Raw genomic sequence first — 26975 nt, 5'->3', positions numbered from 1 at the left:
ATTAGGCACTCACCATACGTGATGCAGATTTCACCATATCCCCTAAACCATGGGTTCTGAAATAATATTCTAACCAGCTTTTTACCATGAGCGGATTGTCCATTTTTAACACATGTTGCAGCAATTCTTGTGCATCACTCATCGGAACATGACAAATGGTTTTACGTACCCGCAAAATATTACTGGAACTCATCGACAGGGTATTAAAGCCCATGGCCATGAGCAAAACTGCAGACAGCGGATCGCCCGCCATTTCACCGCAGATACTGACCGGTTTTTCATTACGATGACAGTCCTGCACCAGACGGGTCAGGGCACGCAGTACTGCAGGGTGTAAATGTGAATAGACATTGGCTACCCGTGGATTATTGCGATCCACAGCCAACAGATATTGGGTCAGATCGTTGGAGCCGACCGAGAAGAAATCCACCAGTTCGGAAAATTCATCAATCTGATGAAGCACACTCGGCACTTCCACCATGATGCCGAGTTTTGGTTTATTTACCTTGACCTGTTCTTCTTCTTGAATCGCCGCATGGTCACGTTCCAGCAGATAGAGCGCTTCCTCGACCTCGCTGACACTGGTCACCATCGGCAGCAGAATATGCAGGTTATTCAGTCCGATACTGGCTTTGAGCATGGCGCGAATCTGTGAAGAAAAAATTTCCGGATGATCCAGGGTAAAACGAATGCCACGCCAGCCGAGTGCCGAGTTTTCTTCTTCAATCGAGAAATACGGCAGGTCTTTGTCTGCACCAATGTCCAACGTTCGCATCACCACCGGTTTATTGGCAAAGTGACTGAGCTGCTGACGATAAATCGCACGTTGTTCTTCCTCGCCCGGGAAGCGGTCACGCAACATAAACGGAATTTCAGAACGGTATAAACCGACACCTTTGGCACCGCGCTGCACGCCACGCACCACATCAATCATCAGGCCGGTGTTGACGTAGAGTTTGACCGCCACGCCATCCGGGGTAATCGCATCTTTGGTTTCGTACTGGCGCAGATCTTTAGCAAGCTGTTCTTCTTCTTTTTGAATTTCTTTATAGCGACTGCGCAGGCGACGTGGGGGATTAATAAAGACCCGGCCCTGATGTGCATCGACAATCATCTCTACATCATCGAGGGTGTTGATCGGCAGTTCGGTCACGCCGACCACGGTCGGAATACCAAGAGCACGCGCCACAATCACCATATGTGAGTTCATGGCGCCTTCGGTAGTGACAATCGCGGCAATTTTATCTACAGGTAGTTCAACCAGTGCAGCCGTCGAAATTTCCTCACCAATCAGAATACTTTCATCGGTCAATTCACGGTGACTGGCATCGGCTTCCTGTAAGCGCGCCAGAATACGGCGGCCCAGATCTTTTAAGTCCGCTACCCGCTCACGTAAATAATCATCTTCCATTTGGGAAAATTGTGCCACATGATTGTCAATAACAATTCGCACGGCGCCTTGTGCCCAGTGACCTTCACGAATAAAAGCCTTGATTTCTGCAGGCAGGGCATTTTCATCCAGCATACGCAAGAACACGCTAAACAGTGCGCGTTCCTCGGCCATTAACGCATCCTGCATTTTGTCATCCAGTGACTGGATTTCTTCACGGACTGAATTTAGCGCGTTATCTAAGAGCTGCAGTTCTTCGCTGATGTCATCTGCTTCACGGTCAGGGACTGCGGCAAGATCTGCTGGTGGATACAGAATCACTGCACGACCTAAGGCAATGCCACCGGAGCCAGAAACTCCCTGAAAGGTTTTATAGGCGGGCAGGTTGCTCGGCTTACGGAATACATCGATATTGCCAACGGCATGGGCATGGGCGATGACGCCAGAAAGCTGCGCGCAGAGTGTGACCAGAAAGGATTCAGCAGCTTCAGAAAAGTCCTGTGATTCTTTATTCTGAACCACCAGTACACCCATGACCTTACGGCGGTACATCACCGGCACACCGAGGAAGGAGTTATAAATTTCCTCACCGGTTTCAGGTAAAAACAGGAAGCGCTCATGTTTAGGGGCATTGTCCAGATTGACAATTTCTTCACGTTGTCCAACCAGGCCCACCAGACCCTCACCGGTCTGCAAAGACACATGGCCGACAGATTCTGCATTCAGGCCTTTAGACGCCATGAGCAGATAACGCTGATTGCGTTCATCGAGGAGATAGATCGAGCAGACATCAACCTGCATGGCCTCGGCCACATGCTTGACCATAATGTCGAGTGATTCATGCAAACTGGTGGACGCATTGATCTCCTGAACAATACGTCTCAAGGTGTCCAGTTGCATATTCGACATAAGGTCTGCTCCGTCTATTCAGAATTTCAGTGATTAAGTTTATTTATAACAATAGCCGCGTAAAAAATCTGCATTATTTATGCGATTTTTTAAGGTTTTTGCTGGGGTAGTTGCTGACACAACTCCACCAGGGCTTTGCGGTAAACATCACGTTTGAAATTCACGACTTGACCGAGTGGGTACCAGTAACTGACCCATTGCCATTGATCAAATTCGGGCGGATCAGACAGATTCAACTGAATATGCTGAACGGGGGCCGTGAGTTTGAGTAAAAACCACTTTTGTTTTTGACCGATACAGACCGGATCAGAGTCCGTACGAATGTATCGATGCGGCAAACGATAGCGCAACCAGCCTTTGGTTTGCGCGACTATCTGGACGTGTTCGGGCAATAAGCCAACTTCTTCTCTCAGCTCACGATAGAGTGCCTGCTCAGGGGTTTCTCCATATTGGATCCCGCCTTGTGGAAATTGCCATGCATTATGACCAATGCGTTTTGCCCATAAAACCTGTCCAGCATCGTTTGCCAAAATGATCCCGACATTCGGTCGGAAACCTTCAGAGTCGATCATTTGGCTACCTAAAAATTGTTTAATTTATGCCTTTGCCATCGGGGAGCATTATTTCGTTATCCAACTCGAAAAAAGCAAAGTTTAAAAATGTTAAAATTGCTATGATCTTAACGAATTTCTATCGACTAGCGGAGATAGATTTACAATTTTTTTCTTAAATTTCAGTTTTAACGAGTATTTTCATGAAATTGGCGCTATTTGATCTCGATCACACCTTGTTAAACACGGATTCGGATCATTCTTGGGGAGAGTTTTTGGTCAGTGAGGGCCTGGTCGATCCAGTTCAGCATCGCGCCATGAATGACAAGTTCTATGACGATTATAAAAAAGGTCAGCTGGATCCTTATGCCTATAATGAATTTGTGTTCCAGTTTCTGACCAAACATGACAATCATTATTTGACTGAATTACATCAACTGTTCATGCAAAAAGTCATTCGTCCACAAATGCGTCCTGAAGGTTTTAAAGCCATTGAGCGCCACCGTGAAGCAGGGCATGCCTTAGTGGGGATTACCGCAACTTCAGACTTTATTACCGCACCCATTTTTCGTGAATTCGGAATTACTGAAATTATTGCCACCAATGCTGAAGTCATTGATGGGAAATATACTGGTAAAGTCATCAATACCGCATGCTATCAGCAAGGCAAGCTGGTGCGTCTGGAACAATGGCTGGAAGGCCGCGACGTAACCGAGTCTTGGGCTTATTCAGATTCTATTAATGACCGTTTCTTGCTGGAATATGCGGATCATGCGATTGCAGTCAATCCGGATGATCGCTTGGAAACTTTAGCCCAAGAACAGGGTTGGAAAATACAGGACTGGTCGATCTAATCACTCCGAACTCATTGATGTGATTATTAAGTACAACTTCGGTTGTGCTTTTTATTTGCCTCAATGGAATATTAATGTTTTTTCACAGTCAGGCTGAATCAGACATGCTATGCTCAAAAAACAGGACATGATAACAATAGTAGATTCTGAGGTATGAGATATGACTCACGTTCGACCACGTATGACACATCTGTTCCAGCAGCTTGGCTTGGATGCCAGTGCAGAAGGTATTGAAACATTTATTCACGAGCATCAATTACATAAAGATCTGACTTTACTGGATGCGCCGTATTGGTCAGAGGCACAACGTCAATTTTTAAGCGAGAAAATAGCATCTGATGGCGAATGGGCGATTGTGGTAGATCAACTCAATGAATCCTTGCATGAAAATTCAACCAGTGAAGGATAAGATATAAAGCCAATCGTATGATTGGCTTTTTTAGACTATGACCTTACCTTTAGCGAATCCGTTTCCAGATCGTGACTTGTGACAGCGTGTGTTGATACTTTCTGGCCGTTTCCCGAATCACAAAAGGCACATCTTGGGGTTCGGCCACCAATTCAAAGTGCTGGGTTAAAATGTTGGAAATACCAGCCAAGGTCGTGATGTTTTCCCCATCCTGCTGAAAACCGCCCAGCCATTCACTACGCGCCGTATGTTCTTCCAGCCACGTATAAGGCGAACTCAGCATTAAAATGCCGCCTATATTCATACGCTCATGAATCTGCGCCAAAAAATCTCTCGGATGATGCAGCCGATCAATCAGGTTCGCTGCCAGAATAAAATCATAGTCGCTAAAATGTGCTTTCAGGTTGCAGGCATCGGCCTGAAAAAATTCCGTTTTTGACGCAAACTGTTCCAAAGCGACATCTTCAAGTGAACAGCTTTTTTCTTCGCTTAATTCACCTTCTAGCGGCAGCTGATAACGTACCCTATTGCCTTGAGCCAAATAGACTGCCTGCTGGATAAAACGTGCTGAGAAGTCCAGACCGGTCACCTGATCAAAATAGTGTGCCAGTTCAAAGCTGGCGCGGCCGGTAGCACAGCCAATATCTAAGGCACGATGACATGGCACTTGCTGAAAATAGGGTTGTGCCAGATCGACCAGTGTTTTGGCAAAATTAGCGATACCAAAATATTCGGGGCCGTACTGGAATTCCAGATATTGGGAGACCAGCTGGTCGCTTTCATAGTTCGAAGGGAAATGTTGCAGTGCCTGATCAGAGGCGACGTAGCGAAAACCGGCATGCTGGAAGAAATGCCGTCTGAAGGCATAACGGGAACTATATAAAGCTTCATTGCCCGCCGAAATCCAGGAGCCACCTTTCATCAGGTTGTGACGGCCGTCAAAAGTCGGTGTGCTGAAATCATCATAAAATGGATACACCTGAAAATCCTGAAATGGGTAGATCGGAGTTTCAGTCCATTGCCAGACATTGCCCTGAATATCGTAAAAATCGCCCTGCTTGAAATGATCGACCGGGCAGGAGCTGGTGCCGTATTTCAATTCAATATTGGCCTGTGGAGGACTCGGTAAATCTGGATCCAAGTCTGAAACTGCATACAGGCGATACCATTCATCTTCAGTCGGCAAGCGAATGGTTTTTTCCAGCTGTTGCGATTTCCACTGACAAAAGGCCTTGGCTTCATGATAATTCACTTCTACCGGCCAGTCCCAAGGCATCGGCACTTCTTCCAGCATCAGTCGCAATGACCAGCCTAATTCAGTTTTGCGCCAGAAACAGGGATGAGCAGCTTGTGAAAATTGCAGCCAGCCTAGACCTTCTTCATTCCAGTAGTGTTCGGTCTGATAGCCATCAGCTTCGACAAAGGCCAGAAATTCCTGATTCGATACCAGATATTTGGAGGCTGCAAAAGCCGCAACCTCGGCTTCATGCAGGCCGTATTCATTGTCCCAGCCATAAAATGGATCGTTAAAATATTTCTGTAAATGTACCTTACCTTCAGGCACAGGCAGTAAGCTATTATCCGGAGCTATGCCAGTAATGATATTGGCGCGCCACTGCGGATGCTGGCGTACATGTTCCAGAGCATGCTGGCGGATCAGTACGGAAGAAGTTTCCAGATGAATCCGTTCATGCTCAATGCCCATAATGAGCGTCCACCACGGATTCTGCCAGTTTAAGGGCAAAGTCAGCGGAGCATGCTCAAGAATATTCAAGATCAGGGCGCGCACCTGATGCCGATAATCGCGGACTTCCTGAACACTGGGCCAGTCATAATGTACTTCATCCAAGTCATCCCAGCTCATCTCGTCCACACCGATCGCGAAGATACTTTCAAAATGCGGATTTACGCGTTCGCTAATTAGCTTGCTGAGCAGTAGTTTATTGACAAAAAAAAGTGGCGGTATGCGCAAAATAAAAAATCAGCGGATGACGTAAGGTAATCGGTTTAACGAAAAAAGCATCTTCATGCTTGAGACATTCAAACAGTTGCTCATAGGTGTCAAAGGTATTCAGGAAATATTCGCGCAGGCAGTGCCGGGCAGTCTGTTCATCGGCAAAATCAAGTGCCGGCGTGGGCAGCAGCATCAGTTTGGCCGAAAGCCACAGGCTGCTTGTATTTGTTTTATCTTGAGAGTGGGATTTTAGGGGAGAATCGAGCTGCATCCGTCAGGCTCCATCGAATAATTTTAAGCATCCCTTTGCACTGCAAAAGAATGGAATTGTCTTAAAAATACTCGAAAGATCTCGCCAGATGGGGTGTATTTAGGTAACAAAATGCTGCACCGTTTTGAATGCAGCATGTTCAGGAACGGTTTAAATAGGCAGGGAAGCGCCTTGCATGAGCTGAACCAGAGCCTGAGCCGCTTTGGACTGCGTACGGCCAGGATGCCAAACCATGCCCAAGCGACGGTTCATTTCCAGATTGATATCCAGCTGGTGCAGGTCATGATTGACCAGGGTTTTTGGCAGTACCGACCAGCCTAAGCCAATCGATACCAGCATCCGGATCGATTCCAGCGGATTATTGCTCATACTAACTTTCGGTTTAATACCCTGTTTTTCAAATTCGGCCAAAGTAATCTGCGAAGTGTAGGTTTGTGAAGACGGCAGCAGGCTCGGATAATTCAGCAAATCTTCCAGACACAGATTTTTTTGCTGCGCCAGTGGATGAAAGGGTGCAACTACAAAGACCAGAGGATCATTCCAGATGGTGACATAATTCAGACGCGCATCGCCCCGTGGCGGCAAGGTTAAAAATGCCAGTTCCAGATCGCCAGCAATGACTTGTTCGTGTGCCTGCTCGGAATCGACAAAATGTACATCCAGCCTTACATCCGGATATTCCTGTACATAGCGGCGCAAATGACTCGGCAGATGATGCAGGCCGATATGATGGCTGGTACCAATTTTTAGTTTGCCCTGTACCTGACCCTGTTCATGGCTCAAGGTATAATGAATATCACCGAGTTCATTCAGCCAGTTTTTCACTTTAGGCAACAGCGAATGCGCCGCGTGGGTGGCCTGTACGCCACGTCCGGCAGATTCAAACAGCTTGACCCCAAAGTATTCTTCCAGACTGTGAATACGTTTGGTGACAGCAGGCTGGGTAATGAAGAGCTGATCTGCGGCCAAAGAAATCGAACCGGTTTCCATGACTTTCACGAAGGCTTCAAAGGCTGCGAGATTCATCTTAATCACCTATAAAGAATTTTTATGTGTAAATCTATTATTGTTATATTTTAAGAATAAATCAAAGCAAAATTAGCTCATCTATGTTGCAGTGCTGAATTACTATACATTTTCAAAGCCTTAGAATTTTAAAAATTAAAAAAGACCACCTTTAAGGGCAGTCTTTCATCAGAAACCTCGACCGAAGAATTTAGACGGTAATGTCCTCATTCTGCTGTTGGTTATTACGCTCCCAGATTTTTTCATGGAAGAAGAAAGCAACTGCCTGTACCGTTGGCTCTAACAAACTTAAGGCAATGGCCATCGTCAAATTGCCGGTCACCAAGTAACCCACAATCATCGCCACAGTAATGTGCATAATGTAGTAGCTGAAGGTTTTTTTGAACATGCGCTGGTTGTTGTCTACGAAGCGTTGAATATGTGCCATGTCGAAGTTCCTCAAAATCATCATTTCTGTCGATGAAGAAATAATAATAATTCTCATTTAATTTGTAAAAGCGAATATTTTTTATAAATCAATCGGAAAATTAGATTTATAAAAATAGAGCTCAAGCATGATTTGATTCAGCTTTTAAAAGATTCCAAAAAGTTTTTTAACTGATAAAAATGATAAATTAGATTTATGTGATTGCAGCGATATAATCAAAATCAGAGAAAGAATTTACCCAGTCCAGTGGAGTACATCGACATGGCAGGCGCAACCCAAACAGCAAAAACATTATATGATAAATTGTGGGACGACCATTTAGTAACGCAACGTGATGATGGTTCTGCCTTACTGTACATCGACCGTCACTTATTACATGAAGTGACTTCTCCACAGGCCTTTGAAGGTTTGCAATTGGCCGGGCGTAAGCCATGGCGTTTAAGTGCCAACATTGCCACACCGGATCATAACGTACCGACCTCAAAAAAAGAGCGTGAGCAGGGCGTTGCCGGAATTGAAGATGAAACTTCGCGCATCCAGGTGCAAACCTTGGATGATAACTGCAAGACTTTTAATATTGTTGAATTTGATATTAACGATATCCGTCAGGGCATCGCGCATGTGGTCGGACCGGAGCAGGGCTTGACCTTACCGGGCATGACCGTGGTATGTGGTGACTCGCATACCGCAACACATGGTGCTTTTGGCTGTTTGGCGCATGGTATCGGGACATCCGAAGTTGAACATGTATTGGCGACTCAATGCCTGGTTCAAAAGAAGATGAAAAACATGTTGGTACGCGTCGATGGCAAATTAGGTCAGGGCGTAACACCGAAAGATGTGGTCTTGGCGATTATTGGCAAGATTGGTACTGCAGGCGGTACTGGTCACGCGATTGAGTTCGGTGGTCAGGTCTTCCGTGACATGTCGATTGAAGGTCGTATGACTGTGTGTAACATGGCGATCGAAGCCGGTGCACGCGTGGGTATGGTCGCTGTCGATGACAAAACTATCGAGTATGTTAAAGGCCGTCCTTATGCTCCGACTGCGGAACAGTGGGATCAGGCAGTGGCTTACTGGAATACTTTGCATTCAGATGAAGGTGCATACTTTGATACGGTGGTCGTGTTGCAAGGTGAAGAAATTGAGCCGCAAGTGTCTTGGGGAACTTCTCCTGAGATGGTCATTCCAGTTTCTCAAGCAGTACCGACTTTAGAACAAGCCAAAGACGATGTACAACGCAATGATTGGAACCGTGCTTATCAATATATGGGCTTAAATGCCGGTCAGGCCTTGGCTGAGATTCAATTGGATCGTGTCTTTATCGGTTCATGTACGAATTCGCGTATTGAAGATATCCGTGCTGCAGCCGAAGTGATCAAAGGTCGCAAAGTCGCATCTTCAATCAAACAGGCGATGGTGGTTCCGGGTTCTGGTCTGGTCAAGGCTCAGGCAGAAGCGGAAGGTCTGGACAAGGTATTTGTCGAAGCAGGCTTCGAATGGCGTGAACCAGGCTGTTCAATGTGTCTGGCGATGAATGCTGACAAATTGCAACCAGGCGAGCATTGTGCGTCGACTTCGAATCGTAACTTTGAAGGTCGTCAGGGCAATGGCGGTCGTACTCATCTGGTGAGTCCAGCCATGGCAGCCGCTGCTGCGATTGCAGGTCACTTTGTTGATGTTCGTTCATTTTAATTGGTACGTAGGAGCACAGACATGAAAGCTTATACCATTGAACAAGGTATCGTTGCACCTTTAGACCGTGCCAATGTCGATACAGATTTAATTATTCCAAAACAGTTTTTGAAATCGATCAAACGTACCGGTTTTGGTGACAATTTATTTGATGAATTACGTTATTTAGATGAAGGTTATCCAGGGCAGGACAATTCAGTTCGTCCGATCAATCCGGACTTTGTCTTGAACCAACCACGTTATCAGGGTGCATCTATTTTAATTTCACGTGCCAACTTTGGTTGTGGTTCTAGCCGTGAACATGCGCCGTGGGCCTTGAGTGAGTACGGTTTTCGTACCGTGATTGCACCAAGCTTTGCTGATATTTTCTTTAATAACTGTTTTAAAAACGGTATGTTGCCAGTGATTTTGGCTGAAGATATTGTTGAGCAGTTATTTAAGGAATGTGCGGCAGATGAAGGCTATCAACTGACTATTGACTTGCAGGCACAAGAAGTTCGCACCCCTACAGGTGAAAGCTTTAAGTTTGAAGTTGATCCATTTCGCAAGCATTGCCTGTTAAATGGTCTGGATGATATTGGCTTAACTTTGCAGGTAGCGGATGATATTCGTGCCTATGAAGAAAAAACCAAACAATCGCGTCCTTGGGTATTTGCCGAAATTCATGGATAAATCAGTAAAAATTGTCATGGCATGACTGCGATGCCCTTGCTAATATCGGAAGATTATTGAGTTTTTTGATTGGGTAAGACAGACATTATGGCGAATTATTGGAAACAGTGGCTTGCTTTAAGTTCAGTATCGGTGCTGTTGACTGCATGTCAAAGCATCGACACGATGAAACTCAAACATGCCAAAGAAAATACTGAGAGCAAAAGAAATGCCCTGATCTACTGTACAGGGACGCCAGATTGCCAGTTCGAACGCTTCAATCAGACCATTATTGTCAACGCCGACAATGGCCGCATCAGTGATGAGGCGCTGAAGCAGAAACTGGTGCGCTTGCAGGCCAAAAATTTAAATCAGGCCAATCCGATTTATTTATCTGTGCCGGCAGGACAGCATGAACTGGTCGTGCGTTTTTATCCGATCAGTAAGGATAAAGCGGAAACTTTACATGTATTCCATCGTTTTCAGGCCAATAACCGCTATAGCTTAAAAATGTTTCGTGACCGTAGTGCGCGTAGCAGCAGTTTATTAAATTCTTCGGCGCCGGATCCGCTTTGCGTAGATCTGGTACAAGAGCAAAAAACCATTCGTCGTTTTTGCAAACCCTATAATGCAGTCACCGGGATTGCAGAGTTTGTAGAAAAGAAAATTTAACCTCTGTCAGGTCTGAATCTGACGTTTTAAACGGAAAATCTCATGTCTAAACAAATTTTGATTTTAGCTGGTGACGGCATCGGCCCTGAAATTGTAAAAGCCGCAGAGCAAGTACTCACACGCGTAAATGAAAAATTTAATCTTGATTTGACATGGGAACAGGGCTTACTCGGTGGTGCAGCCATTGATGCACATGGTTCACCGTATCCTGAAGTGACCTCTGAACAGGCTAAAAAAGCTGATGCGATTTTACTCGGTGCCGTGGGCGGTCCAAAATGGGATACGATTGAGCGCTCAATTCGTCCGGAACGTGGTTTATTGAAATTGCGTAGTGAACTGAACCTGTTTGCTAACTTGCGTCCAGCCATTCTTTATCCGCAATTGGCTGATGCTTCAAGTTTAAAGCCTGAAATCGTAGCAGGTCTGGATATTCTGATTGTGCGTGAATTGACCGGTGGTATTTACTTCGGTCAGCCACGCGGTATCCGTGAACTGGAAAATGGCGAGAAACAAGGCTATAACACTGACGTTTATTCAGAATCTGAAATCAAGCGTATCGCCAAAGTCGCTTTTGAAATGGCCAACTTGCGCGGTGGTAAAGTATGTTCAGTGGATAAAGCCAACGTGCTTGAAGTAACTGAACTGTGGAAACAGACAGTGACTGCGCTGAAAGATGCCGAATACCCTGAAATTAATTTATCGCATATGTATGTCGACAATGCCGCAATGCAACTGGTGCGTGCGCCAAAGCAGTTTGACGTGATTGTCACCTCGAATCTGTTCGGTGATATCCTGTCTGATGAAGCTGCGATGTTGACCGGTTCAATCGGCATGTTGCCATCGGCATCTCTGGATGAAAATGGCAAGGGCATGTATGAGCCTTGTCATGGTTCTGCACCAGATATCGCCAGTCAAAACCTGGCAAATCCATTGGCAACGATTCTTTCGGTGGCGATGATGCTGCGTTATACCTTCCGTGAAGAAGCCGCTGCTAAAGCGATTGAAGATGCAGTAGGTCAGGTCTTGGATCAAGGCTTGCGTACGGCGGATATCATGTCTGAAGGCATGCAAAAAGTCGGTACGGTTGAAATGGGTCAAGCAGTCGTTGCTGCATTGAACTAAGCCTGTTTCGATTCAAAAAAACGCAGCCTTGAGCTGCGTTTTTTTATGATAGAAATTTCAAAGCTTAAACGGCTTAACAGGTTCGGCCTGTGGTGCGTACCGCGGTGGCAATATTATCTTTGAGTAAGAAGGTGATTTTACATTGCAATTTGACGTCATAGCCGCCGGCAGGGCTTACTGACACTGGAATCGGTACAGTGCCTGTCCCTGTGGCAGGAAACTGCGCTACAGGCAAAGGAATGGTAATGGGGCGTTGTACCACATAGCTTAATTGCTTGGCGCTGCGTTCAGGCCCACTGATCTGCTGGTAACCTAAACGTTTTAGATCCAGAGTTTGATCGATCAGTTGGCTGCTTTGCCCAATGAACTGTTGTAAATAGGCATCACGCTGTGCAGTCGTTGAGGAGGTGGTGGTGCATGCACTAAGCAAACCCAAGGCTGTGCAGCATGCTAAAATCAGTGTGAACTTCATGAGTTGTCCTCACACCAAATAAAATGAGTGTAAGCGCATTCCATGCAAAAATACTGTTGTGATTTGATACAAGGTAGAAGTTTAGCGTGGTGAGGTTGATCCCTGATTTAAAGATACAGGCTTTGAACTCGATGAGTACAGCTTAGCAAGCTCTACCGGTATAGCGGATGGCTTGAACAATTTCATCTTTTAGGTCAAACCAGATTTGGCATTTCATCTCAATGTTATAACCACCATTTGAGGGCATCGGCATTGGTGCACCGATCGAGATACTCTGACTAATATTCGGCGTGCCCATCGGAATATTCATATCCCGAAAAATAGTGTAGCTGAGAAATTCTGCGGTTTGAATTGGTTGCTGGGAGGTCTTGAATCCCATTGCACGAAGATCAAGCTGGCTACGAACCTGTGCGGCAGTTTGACCCACATAAGGTTGTAGAGATTGATGCAGATGCTGATTGCCGTCGGTAGCGCACGCAACGAGAAACAAGCTGGAAAGTAGGGGTAAGCATTTCATATTCATTGTTTTTATACCTGTTGTTTTAATTCAATGAATAGTTGTGAATTTATAAGGCTGTGTCAAATTATTTTATTGATTGATAAATAATTCAAGTAATAAAAAAGCCACTAAAAGTGGCTTTTGCTTGCGCTAAAACTTAGCGTGCACGATATGTGATACGACCTTTAGTCAAATCATAAGGTGTCATTTCAACCTTCACACTGTCGCCAGTCAAAATACGGATATAGTGTTTACGCATTTTACCAGAGATGTGGGCAATCACTTCGTGACCGTTCTCTAAACGTACACGGAACATAGTATTAGGAAGCGTCTCGGTGACAACGCCTTCGAACTCGATGAGTTCCTCTTTATTGGCCATAGCCTACCTGAATGAATAAATTGGAAAGGCGCAAATTATAGTCAATTTTTTTGCAAAATACAAGACGAAACGGGCGTTAGACTGATCATCTGCCAGTAAAATAGGCGAACTGTCACGATAATTTTTTTAACTAAAAAGACACCTGTTTCTGTTGTCAGTTTGGTCAATCACAGTTAATCTAAAATTAATCTTTTTAAGTATAAATGAAGTACATACAAGGAAGGCTTTTGAGTGAGTCAGCTAACGGATGCATCAGTCGTATTGCGTTTAGGCTATCAGGCGATTCGTCGTGCGGGGTTGCCAACAGAAGAACTTTTGACCAAAGCAGGAGTGGCTTTAAATCAGGTAGAGGCCAATGACCGTACTCCGCTGAGTGCCCAGTATGCCTTTTGGGTGGCGGCAGAGGAAGTCAGCAAGGATCCGGATATTGGATTGCATCTGGGTGAACACTTGCCTCTTTATCGTGGTCAAGTGATTGAACACTTGTTTGTTTCATCTGAAAATTTTGGTGAGGGACTGAAACGTGCTTTGGCTTATCAGCGACTGATCAGTGATGCCTTTGCTGCCAAATTGGTGATTGAAGATGACCGCTGCTATTTAACCAATGGTGAACAGCCTTTTGCTGAGAGTCTGGTCAATCGTCATTTTACTGAATGCGCCATGTCAGGTGTCCTGCGTTTCTTTAAATTTATTACTGAAGGGCGTTTTGAGCCGATTTATATCGATTTTAATTTTTCTAAAGGGGCACTTGATGATGAATACTTCCGGGTTTATGAGTGTCCGGTCAGTCTAGGTCAGAAAGAAACCCGTTTATACTTCGATCCGACTATTCTGGAATATCCGCTATGGCAAGCTGAACCTGAGTTGTTGCAGCTGCATGAGCAACTGGCCATTGAAAAGCTACAGGAGCTGGCAAGATATGATCTGGTCGGTGAAGTCCGTCGTGCGATCGGCTCTACTTTGGAGAGTGGTGAAACCACACTGGAAACTGTAGCAGCACAACTGAATATCACGCCACGCCGTTTGAGAACGCAACTGAGTGAGGCACATACCAGTTTTCAGCAGATTCTCTCGGATTATCGTTGTCGTTTGGCCAAGCGTTTGCTGGCGAGTACCAATGAGAGCGTCGAGCGGATTGTCTATCTGACCGGTTTTTCCGAGCCAAGTACCTTCTATCGTGCCTTTAAACGCTGGACCAATGAAACGCCGGTGGAATATCGGAAGCGCAAGCAGCGTTAAAAATCCCTCCTAACCTCCCTTTTTTAAAGGGAGGAATTCCCCTCCTTTCAGGAGGGGTGAGGGGAGGTAAATATTCTAAAAAAATCAAAATTATTCCGGCATATTCAGCCAATGTGGACCTAAGGGTAACTCCGGTAATTCAAACTGCGCCGGATAGTCAGCATGAATAAAATACAAACCATCTGCTGGTGCAGTCACGCCTGCGGCTTTACGATCTTCGGCAGCGAAAATAGTATCAATATGATCGGCAGCGTACATACCCTGACCAATTTCCAGTAAACATCCCATGATATTGCGCACCATATGGTGAAGAAAGCCATCGGCCTGAATATCTAGGACCAGATATTGACCATGCCGGATCAGACGGCAATGGCTGACATGGCGAACGGGCTGATTGGACTGACAGGCTGCGGCGCGGAAGCTTTCAAAGTTATGCGTGCCTTCAAACTTTTTCGCGGCGTATATCATCTGTTCAACATCAAGGGGTGCATAGACATGGGTGACCTGTTTATGCAGCAATGCCGGGCGCACAGGGTGATTATAGACCACATAGCGGTAGCGGCGCGCCTGCGCCTTAAAACGGGCATGGAAGCTGTGATCCATTTCTTTGATCCACTGGATCGAGATATCTTTAGGGAGTTGGCTATTGCAGCCCATCAGCCAGCCACGTTCAGAACGCACGGCATCAGTATCAAAATGTGCCACCATGTTGGTCGCATGTACCCCGGCATCCGTGCGGCCGGCACCATGTAGGCTAATCGGTTGATCGGCAACTCGGCTCAGGACCTTTTCAATAGTTTCCTGTACGCTTGCAACTCCCGGCTGTTGAGTCTGCCATCCTCGATAATGCATCCCACAAAACTCAATTCCCACCGCAAAACGCTGCATAATGACCTCAAAACCTTATTGATCGTACCAATGACGATGCCATTGCTCTACAGTGTCGTATTGTAAATACATTTTCAGGGCTTTTGCATACAGATCCGCATGTCCATAACTTTCATTCAGCAAAATTTTGCAGTGATTGACCCATTCGGCAATGGCATAGCGCTGGTCCGTCGCACCAAAAGGCACCTGGGTGGTCAAGACGGAAATACAGCCATGCTCATAGAGTTTATCAATGAGCGCAATCATGGCGTCATTGACCGCCAGGTTGCCAGTGCCAAAACCTTGCAGAAATAAAAAATGCGGTGGTCGAGCCAAGAGGTTGTTCAGGTTATTCAGCTGCTGGGTCAGATCAATCGGCTGCATCATGATGCTCATACAGTTGAATTCAGCCGCTTTCACAATATCTTTAGCTTCGATCTGATAACACGCTTGACTGGTTTGGATTGCGATATTGGCTTCAAGACCTGAAAAGGCATTCAACTCGGTAGTATGCTGTTTCAGTGCAGTTTGCGCATGTAGCAGCTGATGATGGAATGCCAGATAGACTCCAGCGCTACATTCGCTGACGGAATCTAGTGCAAATTTCAGGTTATCTAGGGCATCACTAAATTCACGCTGTTCATTGCCTTGAGCATTCAGCAGCGGATATTGGCTACCGGTCAGTACCACATGCGCCGAGTTTCCAATAAAATGTGCCAGTATTGCACTGGCATAACTGAGCGTATCTGTACCGTGAATAATCACAAAATGCTGGATCTGCCGCGATTGCAATTGCTGAATAAACTGTACCAGTTGCAACCAGTCGGTTGCTATACAGGCACTACTGTCCTTAATGGCGGGTGCATGATGGCATTCGACGAAATACTGCTCTGCAAGTATCTGTTCGAGCTTTGGAATAAATAAATCAGCAGGCATCGGTGCAAGAGGATCTCCCACGCAGCCGAATGTGCCACCCATATAAATTAATGCAATATTTTTTATCATAAAAAAGCAGCCAATTATTGACTGCTTTAGTGTAAATCGAAATGCATCAAGATGCGATTTGATTCAGTAATTGCTCGGCTCGTTGTTGTTGCTCAGGAGTATATTCAGCTTCTCGCTCGGTAATAACTTCACGGGCAGCGGCATAGGCACCGAGTTGAATATATTGCTGGGCAAGATCAAGATTGAGACTTGCTTCATTAACATCCAGTAATTCCGGGAAAGATTGCACGAGTGGATCATGCTGGTCTACGGCTGCCTGAGCTGGCGTAGCAGGAAGATCGAAACTCATCACTGTTGCAGCAGGCGCTTCTGGCATGGTTTCCAAATGATCTAATTTGAAATCCATGCCTGATAGATTGGTTTGTGTAGCCGACTCTGCCACAGGTGCTGCAGCTGTCAAGCTAGACAGATCAAACTCAGTCGCTGGCACCGTAGTTTTTTCAGCTGCTAGTACAGGCATGTCAAGTGAGAATGAAAAATTTAGAGGCTTGATTTCTTCATCGCTAGCCGGTAACTGTTCATTATTAGTGCTTAAATTGAGATCAAGATCAGGAATCTGATTAAGATTCGTTTTATTTTCAGAATCTGTTTCTAGACGATCAGAAGCTACAGAAGAAATTTCTGACGTTGTTGACTCTACTTTAAAAGATTCAAAGTCAAACTGAACTTCATTAACCACTGATGGTGCTGATTCAGTCGGCACACTCTGAGAAAAGCTGCTCTTTGGATTAAAGTCAAAACTGTTGTCTTGTTCAGGCTCAGTCTTTGTTGCGCTGGTTGAGGCAGGTGCAGCACTCGGCTTAAAATTAAATTCAAGAGGTGCTGGTTCTTCTTTAACTGGCGCACTTTCTTGTTGTAGTTGCTCGAATGCTAAACCAGCTTTTGTATCCACAGGAAGTGATGTAAGACTCAATTCATCAAAATCACTTGTATTCGATGCGGGAACAACAGACTTAGAAACTGGATCTGGTTTAACTGATTTTTCTCTTTCATAGGCGCTTCTTTTTTCTTCAGCCTGAGAGAGAATTTCATCGATTTTCAGAGCACGAATATGATTAATCAGTTGGGTAATCGCAAAATCATCTTGCTGTAAGATATGAATATCCAATAACAGCAGATAGAGTTCATGCTGGGAATTATCCCGATTCAGTGCCTGGTTAATCTGTGCTTCGGCCGCAAAAAAATTACGTTCCTGAATTAGGCCTTCAATTTTCTTGCGTGTTTCTGCCGATAATGGTGTTGCTGATTTTTTTGTGACCCCGACTGGCTCCACTACCTTGGTTCTTTGTGGAGCAGCTTTTGACGCAGAACCAGTTTTTTTCGCTTTTACCGTTTTAGTTTTTGCTTTATCTGATTCTTGAGCATCTTGTCGTTTTTTAAAGACAATTAATACGATGATCAATATCACTAATGGAATCACATAAATCAGCATGTTTTACCCCTTGGGGATAGAGTAGTTTAAGTTCGCCTATCCCAATAAATCGTCATGTGTAACTTTTTAATTAATTGGCTTCTTATCTGCTTGTTGGGCTTTGAGCTGTTGTTGTAGCTGGGCCAGACGCGCATTTAATAACTGAATTCTGTGATCCTTCTGATTGAGTGCCAATTCTAATTCAGTTACGTTTCTCTGTAATTTAACGGTTTTTTCTCGGGCTGTCATAACTTTTAATGACAATTCCTTTGATGTTTGATTGCGTTCTGTGTTTTGGTTTGCAGAAACTTGCCCGGAATCGCGCTGGTTCTCAGCCACTAGGCTCATTTCTGCCTGATTCAAACGGTATTTAGTTTTGCCAGCAGGCTTAGAAGGTCGCTCTGTCTGAGGTGCTGCAGAAACTTTAATGGGCGCAGGTGCAGGATGAGTTGTATTTAAGTTCAATGAAGCACCCTTGCGTAGACGATTGGCATTTCCTCCGATAAAGGCATGCTCATTGTGTTTTTTGATTTGCTGCATGACTTCATTGACCGGACGCTGCTGCTGTTCGGCAATTCGTGCTGCAATCCCCCACAGTGACTCATTGGATTGAACGACATAAGTAGGTTGAGTCTGATTCGGAGTTGCTTTGATTGGTGAAGCTTTTGCAGTCACTGGAGCTGGAGTTTTCACCGGATTGGATGATCCAGTTGATTTTCTGGCTTGTTCCTCAGCAAATTTTTTCACCAATGGATCACTGGAGGCGGTTTGATGATCAGAACGGGACTCTACAGCTTTCTGCACATCTACTTTATTTGGTACTGATGCGCTTTGATTTGCTGGCATCGTACTGGCTGGTTTATCTGTAGTCGAGACTGCTGCAGGAGCCGGCGATGCAAGAGTGGCTTGTGAGGTCTTTACTGAATCTGAAAGCGCCGGTGCAGTTTTAACTGGGGCTGGAGTATCGGGTGCAGTTACAGCCTCGCTTTTCAGTACAGGCGTAATCGCTTGAGCCTGAATCGCTGGAGTTGATGCCATTACAGCTGGCGCAAATGCAGTTTTTGGAATAGAAGTGTTCGATAATGTCGGTGGTGCTGTGCGTTGCAATGCCAACGGCTTTTCTAGAGCCGGTGGCTTATTTAAGGCTGTGGAGGCTGCCGTATTGTAATGGCTACTTACGGGTAAGTTGAGTGCAATATCTTTTTCACTGACGACGACAACTGGTGCAAGCGGACGTTCATTCTGTTTGAGACTAGCTTTTAATAAATCGGTTTTAGCTTGTAAGGGTGTACGAATATGTTGCAGCCGTGCGGCATTGCCTTCCTTGATTTTGACAATAATATTCAGCTCGCGCTCTGTCATGGGGCGAGAAGAAGTAATGGTAATAACCCCGGTGCCATTATTGCTGCGCCGAGTAAAAAAGTTCAGATGACCAGGTGGCTGATGCGATGCACCAATTGACATTAAATCTTCAGGTGAAGCCAGATTGACTTCAATCGGCAGATTGATATCAGACTGCCGAAAAGTCATTTCTGCATAGAGTAATTCCCCAGGGGCAGACTGAATCTGAACCGGATCTACATTAATCGCATAAATGTTTTGTGAAGCGACAATGGCTAAAATGGCAAGCTTTAATTTGTTATATACAGTCATCTTAATCGTGAGCTCAGTCATTATCGCATAGCGAAAATTATAGATTAACGGGATGTTTGTTTTTTGTAAAATACTTACGCAATAGTTACATAAAAAAGCCGATCAATAAAGATCGGCTTTTGGCTTTATATCCAAAGGATATTAGGCATTTTTATAATCAATCAGAATACGCAGCATACGGCGTAATGGCTCGGCAGCACCCCAAAGCAACTGGTCACCTACAGTGAATGCACCCAGATATTCTTTACCCATGTTCAGCTTGCGCAGGCGGCCGACTGGAACGCTTAAAGTACCTGTTACAGCAACAGGCGTCAGATCAGTCATCGATGCTTCACGAGTATTTGGAACCACTTTAGACCAGTCATTGGCACGTGCAATGATGTCTTCGATTTCATCCAAAGGTACATCTTTTTTCAATTTCAGGGTTAATGCCTGAGAGTGACAACGCATGGCACCAATACGCACGCAGTGACCATCAATTGGCACGATCTGCTGGTTGCCCAGAATCTTGTTGGTTTCAACCTGACCTTTCCATTCTTCTTTCGACTGGCCGCTTTCCAGTTGCTTGTCGATATAAGGAATGAGTGAACCAGCCAAAGGAACGCCAAAGTTTGCAGACGGGAAGCCTTCACCACGTTGTAATTCAGCAATTCTAGAGTCGATATCCAGAATTGGAGAACGCGGATCATCAAGCAACTCTTTGGTATTGTTATATAAATATCCCATACCATTGATCAGTTCACGCATGTTTTGCGCGCCTGCACCTGAAGCGGCCTGATACGTCATTGAAGTTGCCCATTCCACCAGATTGTTCTGGAATAGACCGCCCAAGCCCATCAGCATCAAGGAAACTGTACAGTTACCGCCGACAAAAGTCTTGGTGCCTTTGACCAGACCATCTTTGATCACATGCATGTTGACCGGATCAAGTACGATGATGGCTTCATCATCCATACGTAAGGTCGATGCTGCATCAATCCAGTAACCGTTCCAGCCTTCAGCTTTCAATTTCGGGAAAACTTCAGAGGTATAGTCGCCACCTTGACAGGTAATAATGACATCCATTTGCTTCAGACTGTTAATGTCTGATGCATCCATAAGTGCTGGGGCGGTCTTACCGCCAAATGCCGGCGCTTCACCGCCTGCATTACTGGTAGAGAAATAGAATGGCTCAAAATGAGCAAAATCATTCTCTTCAACCATACGTTGCATAAGGACGGAACCGACCATCCCGCGCCAACCGACCAGACCTACTTTCATGTCACTTTGCCTCGGTGCGTTAAAAAATCAAAAGGGATTCGAGTGTACCAAAAAGGGACCCAACTGCAAGAGCTACACAATCAAAACATCAATATTCTTGAGAGAAATATCTGCTTTATGATACATACAAAATTGATAACGTCATTTTTCTTTTAGAAAAAATAATAACTTAATTAAGAGCGCAGTTTATGATATGGGTTATCCAAATTCTGGCAATCATTGTCATTTGGTTAAGTTTTTGGTCACTGATACCACGCGATGAATGGTGGATTCGGGGTGCGGATTTTCCACGCTTACAAATTCTGGTATTGGGCTTTATCGCCTTTATTCTTTTTCTTCTGGTTGATCATCCTTGGAACTGGTTGAATCAGCTGCTTTTTGTCGGGCTGATGGCAGCTTTGGCCTATCAGTTGAAAATGGTATTGCCCTATACCTTTATCTGGAAAAAACAGGTCAAGCAGGTCAAGCAGGATCAGCTGGATCCGCAACGTCAGATTTCCCTGGTCGTTTCCAATGTACTTACTACCAATACCAAATATCATTTACTGATCGAGCAGATCCAGATTCATCAGCCAGATCTGGTTTTGACTCTGGAAACTGATCAAAACTGGCAAAATGCACTCTCTGTGATTGAAGCTGATTATCCTTATCGCGTGCCTGTGCCTTTGGATAATCTGTATGGCATGCATCTATATAGCAAGCTCGAATTGAGTGAAACTGAGGTTAAATTTATTCTGAGTGACGAAATTCCCTCCATTCATACCACGGTGATTTTACGCTCGGGACAGCCAGTACAGCTCTATTGTCTGCATCCCAAACCACCCAGCCCGACCGAGGCCAAGGATTCTACCTTGCGTGATGCTGAATTGCTGATTGTCGGTGATCAGATTAAAGATCTGGATGAAAGCTGTATCGTCATGGGCGATCTGAATGACGTGGCCTGGTCACGTACCACACGCCTGTTTCAACGCATTAGTGGGCTGCTGGATCCGCGGGTAGGACGTCATTATGTGAATACTTTTCACGCAGATTATCCTTTTTTTCGCTGGTCGCTGGATCACGTCTTTCACAGTACCGATTTTGCCTTGGTACATATGGAACGTTTACCGCATGTAGGCTCTGACCATTTTCCGGTCTTTCTGGTTTTACAAACCGGTCGGGTATTCGAGCATATTCAGGAAGAATTAGAACAAACTGATGAAGATGAGCAAGAAGCACAAAAAGCTATTGAAGAAGGCATTCAGAAAGCAGAGAAAGAGGAAAAAATAGTCACTGATGAAGTTGCCCTGGCTTATAAAGAAGGGGGCAAAATCTCATAGGTTTTTAGAAGAAAAGTGTACGATATTGCTTACAACAGTTTACGCTTCTTGCGAATGGGCAGGGGTTGGGAATCTGGGTATTCTAGGTTTATCAGCACAGGGAGTCGAGAAAGGATATTCTCATAAGGAAGACGAAGCTGAATGAAAACATCATGGATATGATGCTGAAAGGGAAATCACAAAAAAGCAGAACGAATTATAATATGTGAAAGCACAACCTCATTAACCCGAGTTTTACAGGATGTAGAGCTCGGGTTAAATTATTTCAATTACTTAAACATGATTTTAAGCTATAGCCCTTCAAATTCCGTGATCAAATCGATTTAGTAAATTGATTTATAACCTTCAGGGCGAGTCTTAAAACGGCGGTGGAACCACATATATTGGGTCGGTGCGATGCGCAACTGCTGCTCAATCACCCGGTTCACGCGAGTGGCATCTTCAACTTCATTCTCACTAGGGAAGTTTTCCAGTGCCGGTTCAATGAGCACATGGTAGCGCGGATTGTTAATATCGCCATGACGGTAGAAATATAAAGGAATTGCAGCCGCTTTGGTCATTTTCAGTAAACGGCGATGTGCGGTTACAGTCGCCGCAGGCACGCCAAAAAAAGGTGCCATCACGCCTTGTTTTAAACCATAATCCTGATCCGGACTGTACCAGATCGCATGGCCATTTTTCAGGTTACGTACCAGACCGCGCATATCATCATGGTCAATCTGATTGGCATAAATTGTGGCGCGACAACGGTAAATCAGCATGTCCAAAAGTGGATTATTCTGCGGACGATAGACCACATCCGGTTCAAAATATTGTGCGCAAAGATAACCACCCGCATCGAGCAAAGTTGAATGCGTGCCTAATAACAGCATGCCTTGGCCTGCGGCTTGTGCCTTCTGAATATGTTCCAAGCCTTCAATACTGACGCGGCCCTGAAACCATTTCGGACTGTACCAGGCATTCAGCGTCTCAAACACCCCCAGCATTTGATCGATAAATACCTGACGGGCATTGTCCTGTACCTGCTTTTCAGACCATTCGGGAAAGCAGACTTCCAGATTACGCAGCGTGGTTTCACGGCGTGATTTCAAGTATTTAAAAGAAAGGTGGCCCAGCAGGGACGCCAGACGATGCTGAATGGCCCAAGGTAAGATCGCCAGAATCATCAGGAAAATAATGCCTAGCCATTTGCCCCAATATTGAGGTAACAGGAATGACCATTGAAATTCACCGGGTTGATATGCAGGCTGAGTACTCATAAAACAATTTAGGGCCAAAAGATTAAATGCAGTCTAACAGAGAAGATTATTGAAATAAAAAAGCATCTGTACGAATACAGATGCTTGAGTAAAAGCTCGGGGAATATTTAGCCGTTACTTAGGTTGTCCAGTTCTTCCCAACGCTCTAATTTTTCCAGTAACAGCTCATCAATTTCGGATAAGCGTTTAGACAGTTTCAGTGCTTTATCGGAATCAGTCACAAATAAAGAGCCATCAGCCAGTTGTGTATTGATCTCGGTCTGCTCTTTTTCCAGCGCTTCCATTTCAGCTGGAAGCTGTTCGAGTGCACGCTGGTCCTTGTAGCTAAGCTTAACTTTCTTGGCAGCGACCGGTGCCGCCTCAGCTTCTGCTTTGGCCATGGCTTTTTTCACGGCACTTTTTTGGTCAACCACGGTTTGATCCGGGCGCTGTTCAAGATAATCCTGATAACCGCCGACATATTCGTCGATATTGCCCTTACCATCAAAGACCCAAGTGGATGTTACCACGTTGTCCATAAAGGCACGGTCATGCGAGATCAACAGCAGGGTGCCTTTGTAGCCGCCCAGCATTTCTTCCAGTAACTCTAAAGTCACCATATCCAGGTCGTTGGTTGGCTCATCCATCACAATCAGGTTCGATGGTTTCAGCAAAAGTTTCGCCAGCAAGATACGATTGCGTTCACCACCCGACAAAGCTTTGACTGGTGTACGGGCACGTTCTGGCGAAAACAGGAAATCTTGTAAATAACTATAGATATGACGACGGTTACCATTCACATCCACGTGGTCAGAACCTTCTGAGACGTTATCTTTAACAGATTTTTCCAGATCCAGCGCATTACGGAGCTGGTCGAAATAGGCCACTTCTAACTGCGTACCGGTCTTCACCGTACCGCCATGTTCTAGCTCGCCCAGAATGGCTTTAATGAGGGTAGTTTTACCGACACCGTTATCACCGACCAGACCGATACGGTCGCCGCGTAATACCAGTGCAGAGAAATTATTGATGATCGGTGCATTGTCACCGAATTTCACACTCAGGTTCTCGATTTCAAACACCAGTTTACCTGAACGGTTGGCATCCTGAGTCGCCATCGTCACTTTACCTTGTTGCGAACGACGTGCTCTAGATTCTTCACGCAAGGCTTTCAGGGCACGGACACGGCCTTCGTTACGGGTACGACGGGCTTTGATGCCCTGACGGATCCAGACTTCTTCTTCAGCCAGCTTTTTATCAAAGAGCGCATTTTGCTTCTCTTCGGCTTCCATCTGCTGGGCTTTCAGGTCTAGATAACGTGAATAGTTACCTTCATAACTGCGCAGCTGACCACGATCCAGCTCGACAATACGGGTGGCGATGCTGTCGACAAAGGCACGGTCATGCGAAATGAACAGCAGGGTCAAATTGTTCTGATCGAGCAGGAATTTTTCCAGCCATTCGATACTTTCAACGTCTAAATGGTTCGTCGGTTCGTCGAGTAACAGCACATCAGGCTGGGTAAGTAAAGCACGTGCCAGCAAGACACGACGTTTACGACCACCGGACAAATCGGCAAGATCTGCATCCGGGTCCAGGCCCATTTTGCTTAAAATCGAATTGACTTTGGTTTCCAGCGCCCAGCCATCCAGCTGATCCATTTTGTGTTGCAGGTTGCCCATACGATCACAGGCGTCCATGTCACCCAGTACACAAGCTTCACTGGCAGCATGATAAGCACGCAGAACTTCTGACGCTTCACCAGCGCCATCTGCCACGATATCAGCCACTTTACCTGAATCCATCGGTACATCTTGCGCCAGCATGGAAATAGTAATGCCGTTTTGTAATGAAACTTCGCCGTTGTCAGGCAGTAAACTTCCTTCAATCAGCTTAAGTAAGGTAGACTTACCCTCACCATTACGGCCAATCAAACACACTCGTTCGCCGCGTTCCAAGTTAAAATTCGCGCCGTCGAGCAGGGCGGGTCCACCAAACGCAAGTTGGACATCCCTAAGGGTAATATAGGCCATAATGTTTCCTGAAATCCCCAATGAGGACTTTAAATGACTAAACAACAAAATCTAAATGATCAGGCGTCATTTTCCGCACCCATTGAAGATTTGCAAGTGCGAATTGCATTTTTAGACGATTTAGTTGAACAGTTGAATGATCAGGTGGCCAAACAGACCCTGGAAATTGCTGATCTGAAAAAGCAAATGACGCTGTTATATCAACGTGTTGAGTCTTCAGATCTGTCTGAAGGCATTGCAGAATTTGATCCGGTTGCAGATCGCCCACCGCATTATTAATTTGCAACCAATGATTTAATCAACAACAACCCTTAGCTGATCTAAGGGTTTTTTATTGAAAAATAAAAATGAGCCAATCGATAAGATGTTAAAAAGAGAAATATTATTTTTTTGAATTGGCTTTTAAATTGCATTAAATCCGCATATAAAAGTAATAAAGCGCAGCGCGATCATCAAGTTTAAAAGAGTTTTTCTGCTGAAAACAAACATTCGCGCTCGTAAACAGATTTCTTGCAGGCATTTCATAAAATGCAGTTTGGCCCTCTGCCGAAACAGGCCTGCACCCATTCAGTCGTAAAATTATTTGACCTTTCACTCACTTCCTACTCTAATACCGGCTCTTAGGTACATTCCGGAATTGCGTCCCATGCACCCAAAAGTTGTTCTACTCGACCTCGAAAATAATTTCCCCACAGCCAAGTTAATGCGTGAGATTGTGGCGCATTATTCGACTTTATATCTGTTTAGCTGTGCTGGAAAATTTGAATTCTCCTTAGAGGATTTAACCGAGCTTGCCGGCTGGATTAGCAGTGGTCAGGTGGTGGTACTGGACACGCCTGAATCGCCACAAAAAGAATATGAATATGCGGTCATTGTCGGTCAGCTTATGGCGCTACTGGAGCCGGAAACCGAGGTTGAATTGATCTCGGCGATGGACAGCTGCGAGATGTTGCAGCAGATGCTGCAAGCTTCTGATATTCCGTGTCACCTAATTCAGATTCAGCCTGATGAGACAAACATTCCAACCGATCAACCTAAAAATCATCTTCCGAGTCTGGATACCATCAAGAACAAACCTGCCTTGCAACTGGTGAAAAAATACTGTGATGCGTTAGGGAAAATGAGCGGCAAACCGAATACGGTGGAAACCCTAAAAAACTCAGTGGCGAATATTCTGCAAGTGATGCCGGTAAAAGCTCAGCATGTGGTCGGCATGTTGATTAACCTGAAAATCGTCAAACGCTATGATGAGCAAATCAGCTTCCGCAAAAAAGTTTTGAAACAATGGTTGCAACTCAATCTGGATGAACAAAGCCCGGTTGAAAATCCAAAACTGGATCAGGTCATTTCCCAACTGAAGGCAGAAGAAGCTCCAGTTGAATCTGAAATACTCAAGTCACCAATCCAGTCGGCACAGCAAGACCTGTTCAAGAACTTTGGCCGGATCGATCCGGTACAACTGGAAGTGGCGCGTAAACTGCGTGAATTGCAGGGCGATAAACCCAAAGACATTTATGAGCTGCGTGATTTACTGGAACAGTTATTTCCAAAATCGGACATCCGCTTGCTGCTGAAGGAGTTGATCGAGAAAGGTTATATTTACTGGAATGGTCACGAAATTTTATATAGTCATGAAATGTTCCTGAATTAATTTTATCGTGCAAACTTG

The 26975-nt window shown here is 45.2% G+C and carries 24 protein-coding genes and 1 pseudogene; 10 read left to right on the top strand and 15 right to left on the bottom strand.

Annotation, left to right across the window (positions count from 1 at the left end):
* Nucleotide 1 precedes the first annotated feature (1 nt).
* On the bottom strand, nucleotides 2-2299 hold the full coding sequence (gene ptsP / locus MTX11_RS02645; RefSeq protein ID WP_005250601.1) for a phosphoenolpyruvate--protein phosphotransferase: 2298 nt from the start codon (nucleotides 2297-2299) through the stop codon (nucleotides 2-4).
* An 89-nt stretch (nucleotides 2300-2388) separates the two neighbouring features.
* The gene (locus MTX11_RS02640; RefSeq protein ID WP_004278502.1) at nucleotides 2389-2871 is read right to left on the bottom strand and encodes an RNA pyrophosphohydrolase; all 483 of its coding nucleotides are present in this window, start codon (nucleotides 2869-2871) and stop codon (nucleotides 2389-2391) included.
* Between the two features lie 182 nt (nucleotides 2872-3053).
* Between MTX11_RS02640 and MTX11_RS02635 the strand changes: the two genes are divergently transcribed.
* Together MTX11_RS02635 and MTX11_RS02630 are read left to right on the top strand one after the other, a co-directional pair.
* Nucleotides 3054-3704 (top strand): HAD family hydrolase, encoded by a 651-nt coding sequence (locus MTX11_RS02635; RefSeq protein WP_005250603.1) that lies wholly within the window; start codon nucleotides 3054-3056, stop codon nucleotides 3702-3704.
* Between the two features lie 160 nt (nucleotides 3705-3864).
* Complete coding sequence (locus MTX11_RS02630) at nucleotides 3865-4113, top strand: DUF2789 family protein (RefSeq protein WP_004278500.1); 249 nt, start codon at nucleotides 3865-3867, stop codon at nucleotides 4111-4113.
* Nucleotides 4114-4162: 49 nt separating this feature from the next.
* Here MTX11_RS02630 and ovoA read toward each other — a convergent pair.
* The 3 genes and pseudogenes from ovoA to MTX11_RS02615 form a co-directional block, all read right to left on the bottom strand.
* Nucleotides 4163-6338: pseudogene (ovoA, locus tag MTX11_RS02625) on the bottom strand (5-histidylcysteine sulfoxide synthase).
* A gap of 150 nt (nucleotides 6339-6488) precedes the next feature.
* Nucleotides 6489-7364 carry a LysR family transcriptional regulator gene (locus tag MTX11_RS02620; protein WP_243474277.1) on the bottom strand — a complete coding sequence of 292 codons (876 nt, stop codon included), beginning with the start codon at nucleotides 7362-7364 and terminating at the stop codon, nucleotides 6489-6491.
* A gap of 190 nt (nucleotides 7365-7554) precedes the next feature.
* Nucleotides 7555-7791, bottom strand: coding sequence for a DUF2061 domain-containing protein (locus MTX11_RS02615; protein WP_243474276.1), 237 nt, complete (start codon nucleotides 7789-7791; stop codon nucleotides 7555-7557).
* Between the two features lie 261 nt (nucleotides 7792-8052).
* Between MTX11_RS02615 and leuC the strand changes: the two genes are divergently transcribed.
* The 4 genes from leuC (at nucleotide 8053) to leuB (ending at nucleotide 11931) form a co-directional block, all read left to right on the top strand.
* Nucleotides 8053-9486 (top strand): 3-isopropylmalate dehydratase large subunit, encoded by a 1434-nt coding sequence (gene leuC / locus MTX11_RS02610; RefSeq protein WP_005107970.1) that lies wholly within the window; start codon nucleotides 8053-8055, stop codon nucleotides 9484-9486.
* 21 nt (nucleotides 9487-9507) lie between these two features.
* Entirely contained in the window at nucleotides 9508-10158 is a 651-nt protein-coding gene (leuD, locus tag MTX11_RS02605; protein WP_243474275.1) for a 3-isopropylmalate dehydratase small subunit, read from the top strand.
* An 87-nt stretch (nucleotides 10159-10245) separates the two neighbouring features.
* Nucleotides 10246-10809, top strand: a complete 564-nt coding sequence (locus MTX11_RS02600) for a hypothetical protein (RefSeq protein ID WP_213686448.1) — start codon at nucleotides 10246-10248, stop codon at nucleotides 10807-10809.
* Nucleotides 10810-10851: 42 nt separating this feature from the next.
* A complete protein-coding gene (gene leuB, locus MTX11_RS02595; RefSeq protein ID WP_243474274.1) occupies nucleotides 10852-11931 on the top strand; it encodes a 3-isopropylmalate dehydrogenase in 1080 nt (359 codons plus the stop codon).
* 73 nt (nucleotides 11932-12004) lie between these two features.
* On the opposite strand, the gene MTX11_RS02590 is transcribed toward leuB, so the two are convergent.
* The 3 genes from MTX11_RS02590 to infA all read right to left on the bottom strand — a co-directional run bounded on the left by MTX11_RS02590 (nucleotide 12005) and on the right by infA (nucleotide 13281).
* Nucleotides 12005-12403, bottom strand: a complete 399-nt coding sequence (locus tag MTX11_RS02590; protein WP_004729461.1) for a hypothetical protein — start codon at nucleotides 12401-12403, stop codon at nucleotides 12005-12007.
* 142 nt (nucleotides 12404-12545) lie between these two features.
* A complete protein-coding gene (locus tag MTX11_RS02585) occupies nucleotides 12546-12926 on the bottom strand; it encodes a hypothetical protein (RefSeq protein ID WP_243474273.1) in 381 nt (126 codons plus the stop codon).
* A 133-nt stretch (nucleotides 12927-13059) separates the two neighbouring features.
* A complete protein-coding gene (gene infA / locus MTX11_RS02580; RefSeq protein WP_001284370.1) occupies nucleotides 13060-13281 on the bottom strand; it encodes a translation initiation factor IF-1 in 222 nt (73 codons plus the stop codon).
* A gap of 231 nt (nucleotides 13282-13512) precedes the next feature.
* On the opposite strand from infA, the gene MTX11_RS02575 reads away from it, so the two are divergent.
* On the top strand, nucleotides 13513-14520 hold the full coding sequence (locus MTX11_RS02575) for an AraC family transcriptional regulator (RefSeq protein WP_243474272.1): 1008 nt from the start codon (nucleotides 13513-13515) through the stop codon (nucleotides 14518-14520).
* A gap of 90 nt (nucleotides 14521-14610) precedes the next feature.
* On the opposite strand, the gene truA is transcribed toward MTX11_RS02575, so the two are convergent.
* From truA to asd, 5 genes are all read right to left on the bottom strand, one after another.
* Entirely contained in the window at nucleotides 14611-15408 is a 798-nt protein-coding gene (truA, locus tag MTX11_RS02570; RefSeq protein ID WP_243474271.1) for a tRNA pseudouridine(38-40) synthase TruA, read from the bottom strand.
* Nucleotides 15409-15423: 15 nt separating this feature from the next.
* The gene (locus MTX11_RS02565) at nucleotides 15424-16392 is read right to left on the bottom strand and encodes an asparaginase domain-containing protein (RefSeq protein ID WP_243474270.1); all 969 of its coding nucleotides are present in this window, start codon (nucleotides 16390-16392) and stop codon (nucleotides 15424-15426) included.
* A gap of 46 nt (nucleotides 16393-16438) precedes the next feature.
* Nucleotides 16439-17824: a FimV/HubP family polar landmark protein gene (locus MTX11_RS02560; protein WP_243474269.1), complete on the bottom strand. Its 1386-nt coding sequence runs from the start codon at nucleotides 17822-17824 to the stop codon at nucleotides 16439-16441.
* 66 nt (nucleotides 17825-17890) lie between these two features.
* Complete coding sequence (locus MTX11_RS02555; protein WP_243474268.1) at nucleotides 17891-19477, bottom strand: FimV/HubP-related protein; 1587 nt, start codon at nucleotides 19475-19477, stop codon at nucleotides 17891-17893.
* Between the two features lie 120 nt (nucleotides 19478-19597).
* On the bottom strand, nucleotides 19598-20716 hold the full coding sequence (gene asd, locus MTX11_RS02550; protein ID WP_004647391.1) for an aspartate-semialdehyde dehydrogenase: 1119 nt from the start codon (nucleotides 20714-20716) through the stop codon (nucleotides 19598-19600).
* Between the two features lie 188 nt (nucleotides 20717-20904).
* Between asd and MTX11_RS02545 the strand changes: the two genes are divergently transcribed.
* Nucleotides 20905-22035 carry an endonuclease/exonuclease/phosphatase family protein gene (locus tag MTX11_RS02545; RefSeq protein ID WP_005107955.1) on the top strand — a complete coding sequence of 377 codons (1131 nt, stop codon included), beginning with the start codon at nucleotides 20905-20907 and terminating at the stop codon, nucleotides 22033-22035.
* Between the two features lie 323 nt (nucleotides 22036-22358).
* Here MTX11_RS02545 and MTX11_RS02540 read toward each other — a convergent pair whose 3' ends face one another.
* A complete protein-coding gene (locus tag MTX11_RS02540) occupies nucleotides 22359-23294 on the bottom strand; it encodes an LpxL/LpxP family acyltransferase (RefSeq protein ID WP_005261737.1) in 936 nt (311 codons plus the stop codon).
* Nucleotides 23295-23401: 107 nt separating this feature from the next.
* A complete protein-coding gene (locus tag MTX11_RS02535) occupies nucleotides 23402-25306 on the bottom strand; it encodes an ATP-binding cassette domain-containing protein (protein ID WP_086044137.1) in 1905 nt (634 codons plus the stop codon).
* A gap of 33 nt (nucleotides 25307-25339) precedes the next feature.
* On the opposite strand from MTX11_RS02535, the gene MTX11_RS02530 reads away from it, so the two are divergent.
* Together MTX11_RS02530 and MTX11_RS02525 are read left to right on the top strand one after the other, a co-directional pair.
* Nucleotides 25340-25585 carry a SlyX family protein gene (locus MTX11_RS02530; RefSeq protein WP_004278477.1) on the top strand — a complete coding sequence of 82 codons (246 nt, stop codon included), beginning with the start codon at nucleotides 25340-25342 and terminating at the stop codon, nucleotides 25583-25585.
* Between the two features lie 367 nt (nucleotides 25586-25952).
* A complete protein-coding gene (locus tag MTX11_RS02525; RefSeq protein ID WP_005261740.1) occupies nucleotides 25953-26957 on the top strand; it encodes a hypothetical protein in 1005 nt (334 codons plus the stop codon).
* Nucleotides 26958-26975 lie beyond the last annotated feature (18 nt).

Source organism: Acinetobacter lwoffii, assembly GCF_022809915.1.
Taxonomy (GTDB): domain Bacteria; phylum Pseudomonadota; class Gammaproteobacteria; order Pseudomonadales; family Moraxellaceae; genus Acinetobacter; species Acinetobacter lwoffii_M.
Note: the sequence above shows the minus strand (reverse complement) of the source record. Positions and strands in the feature narration are given on the sequence as shown.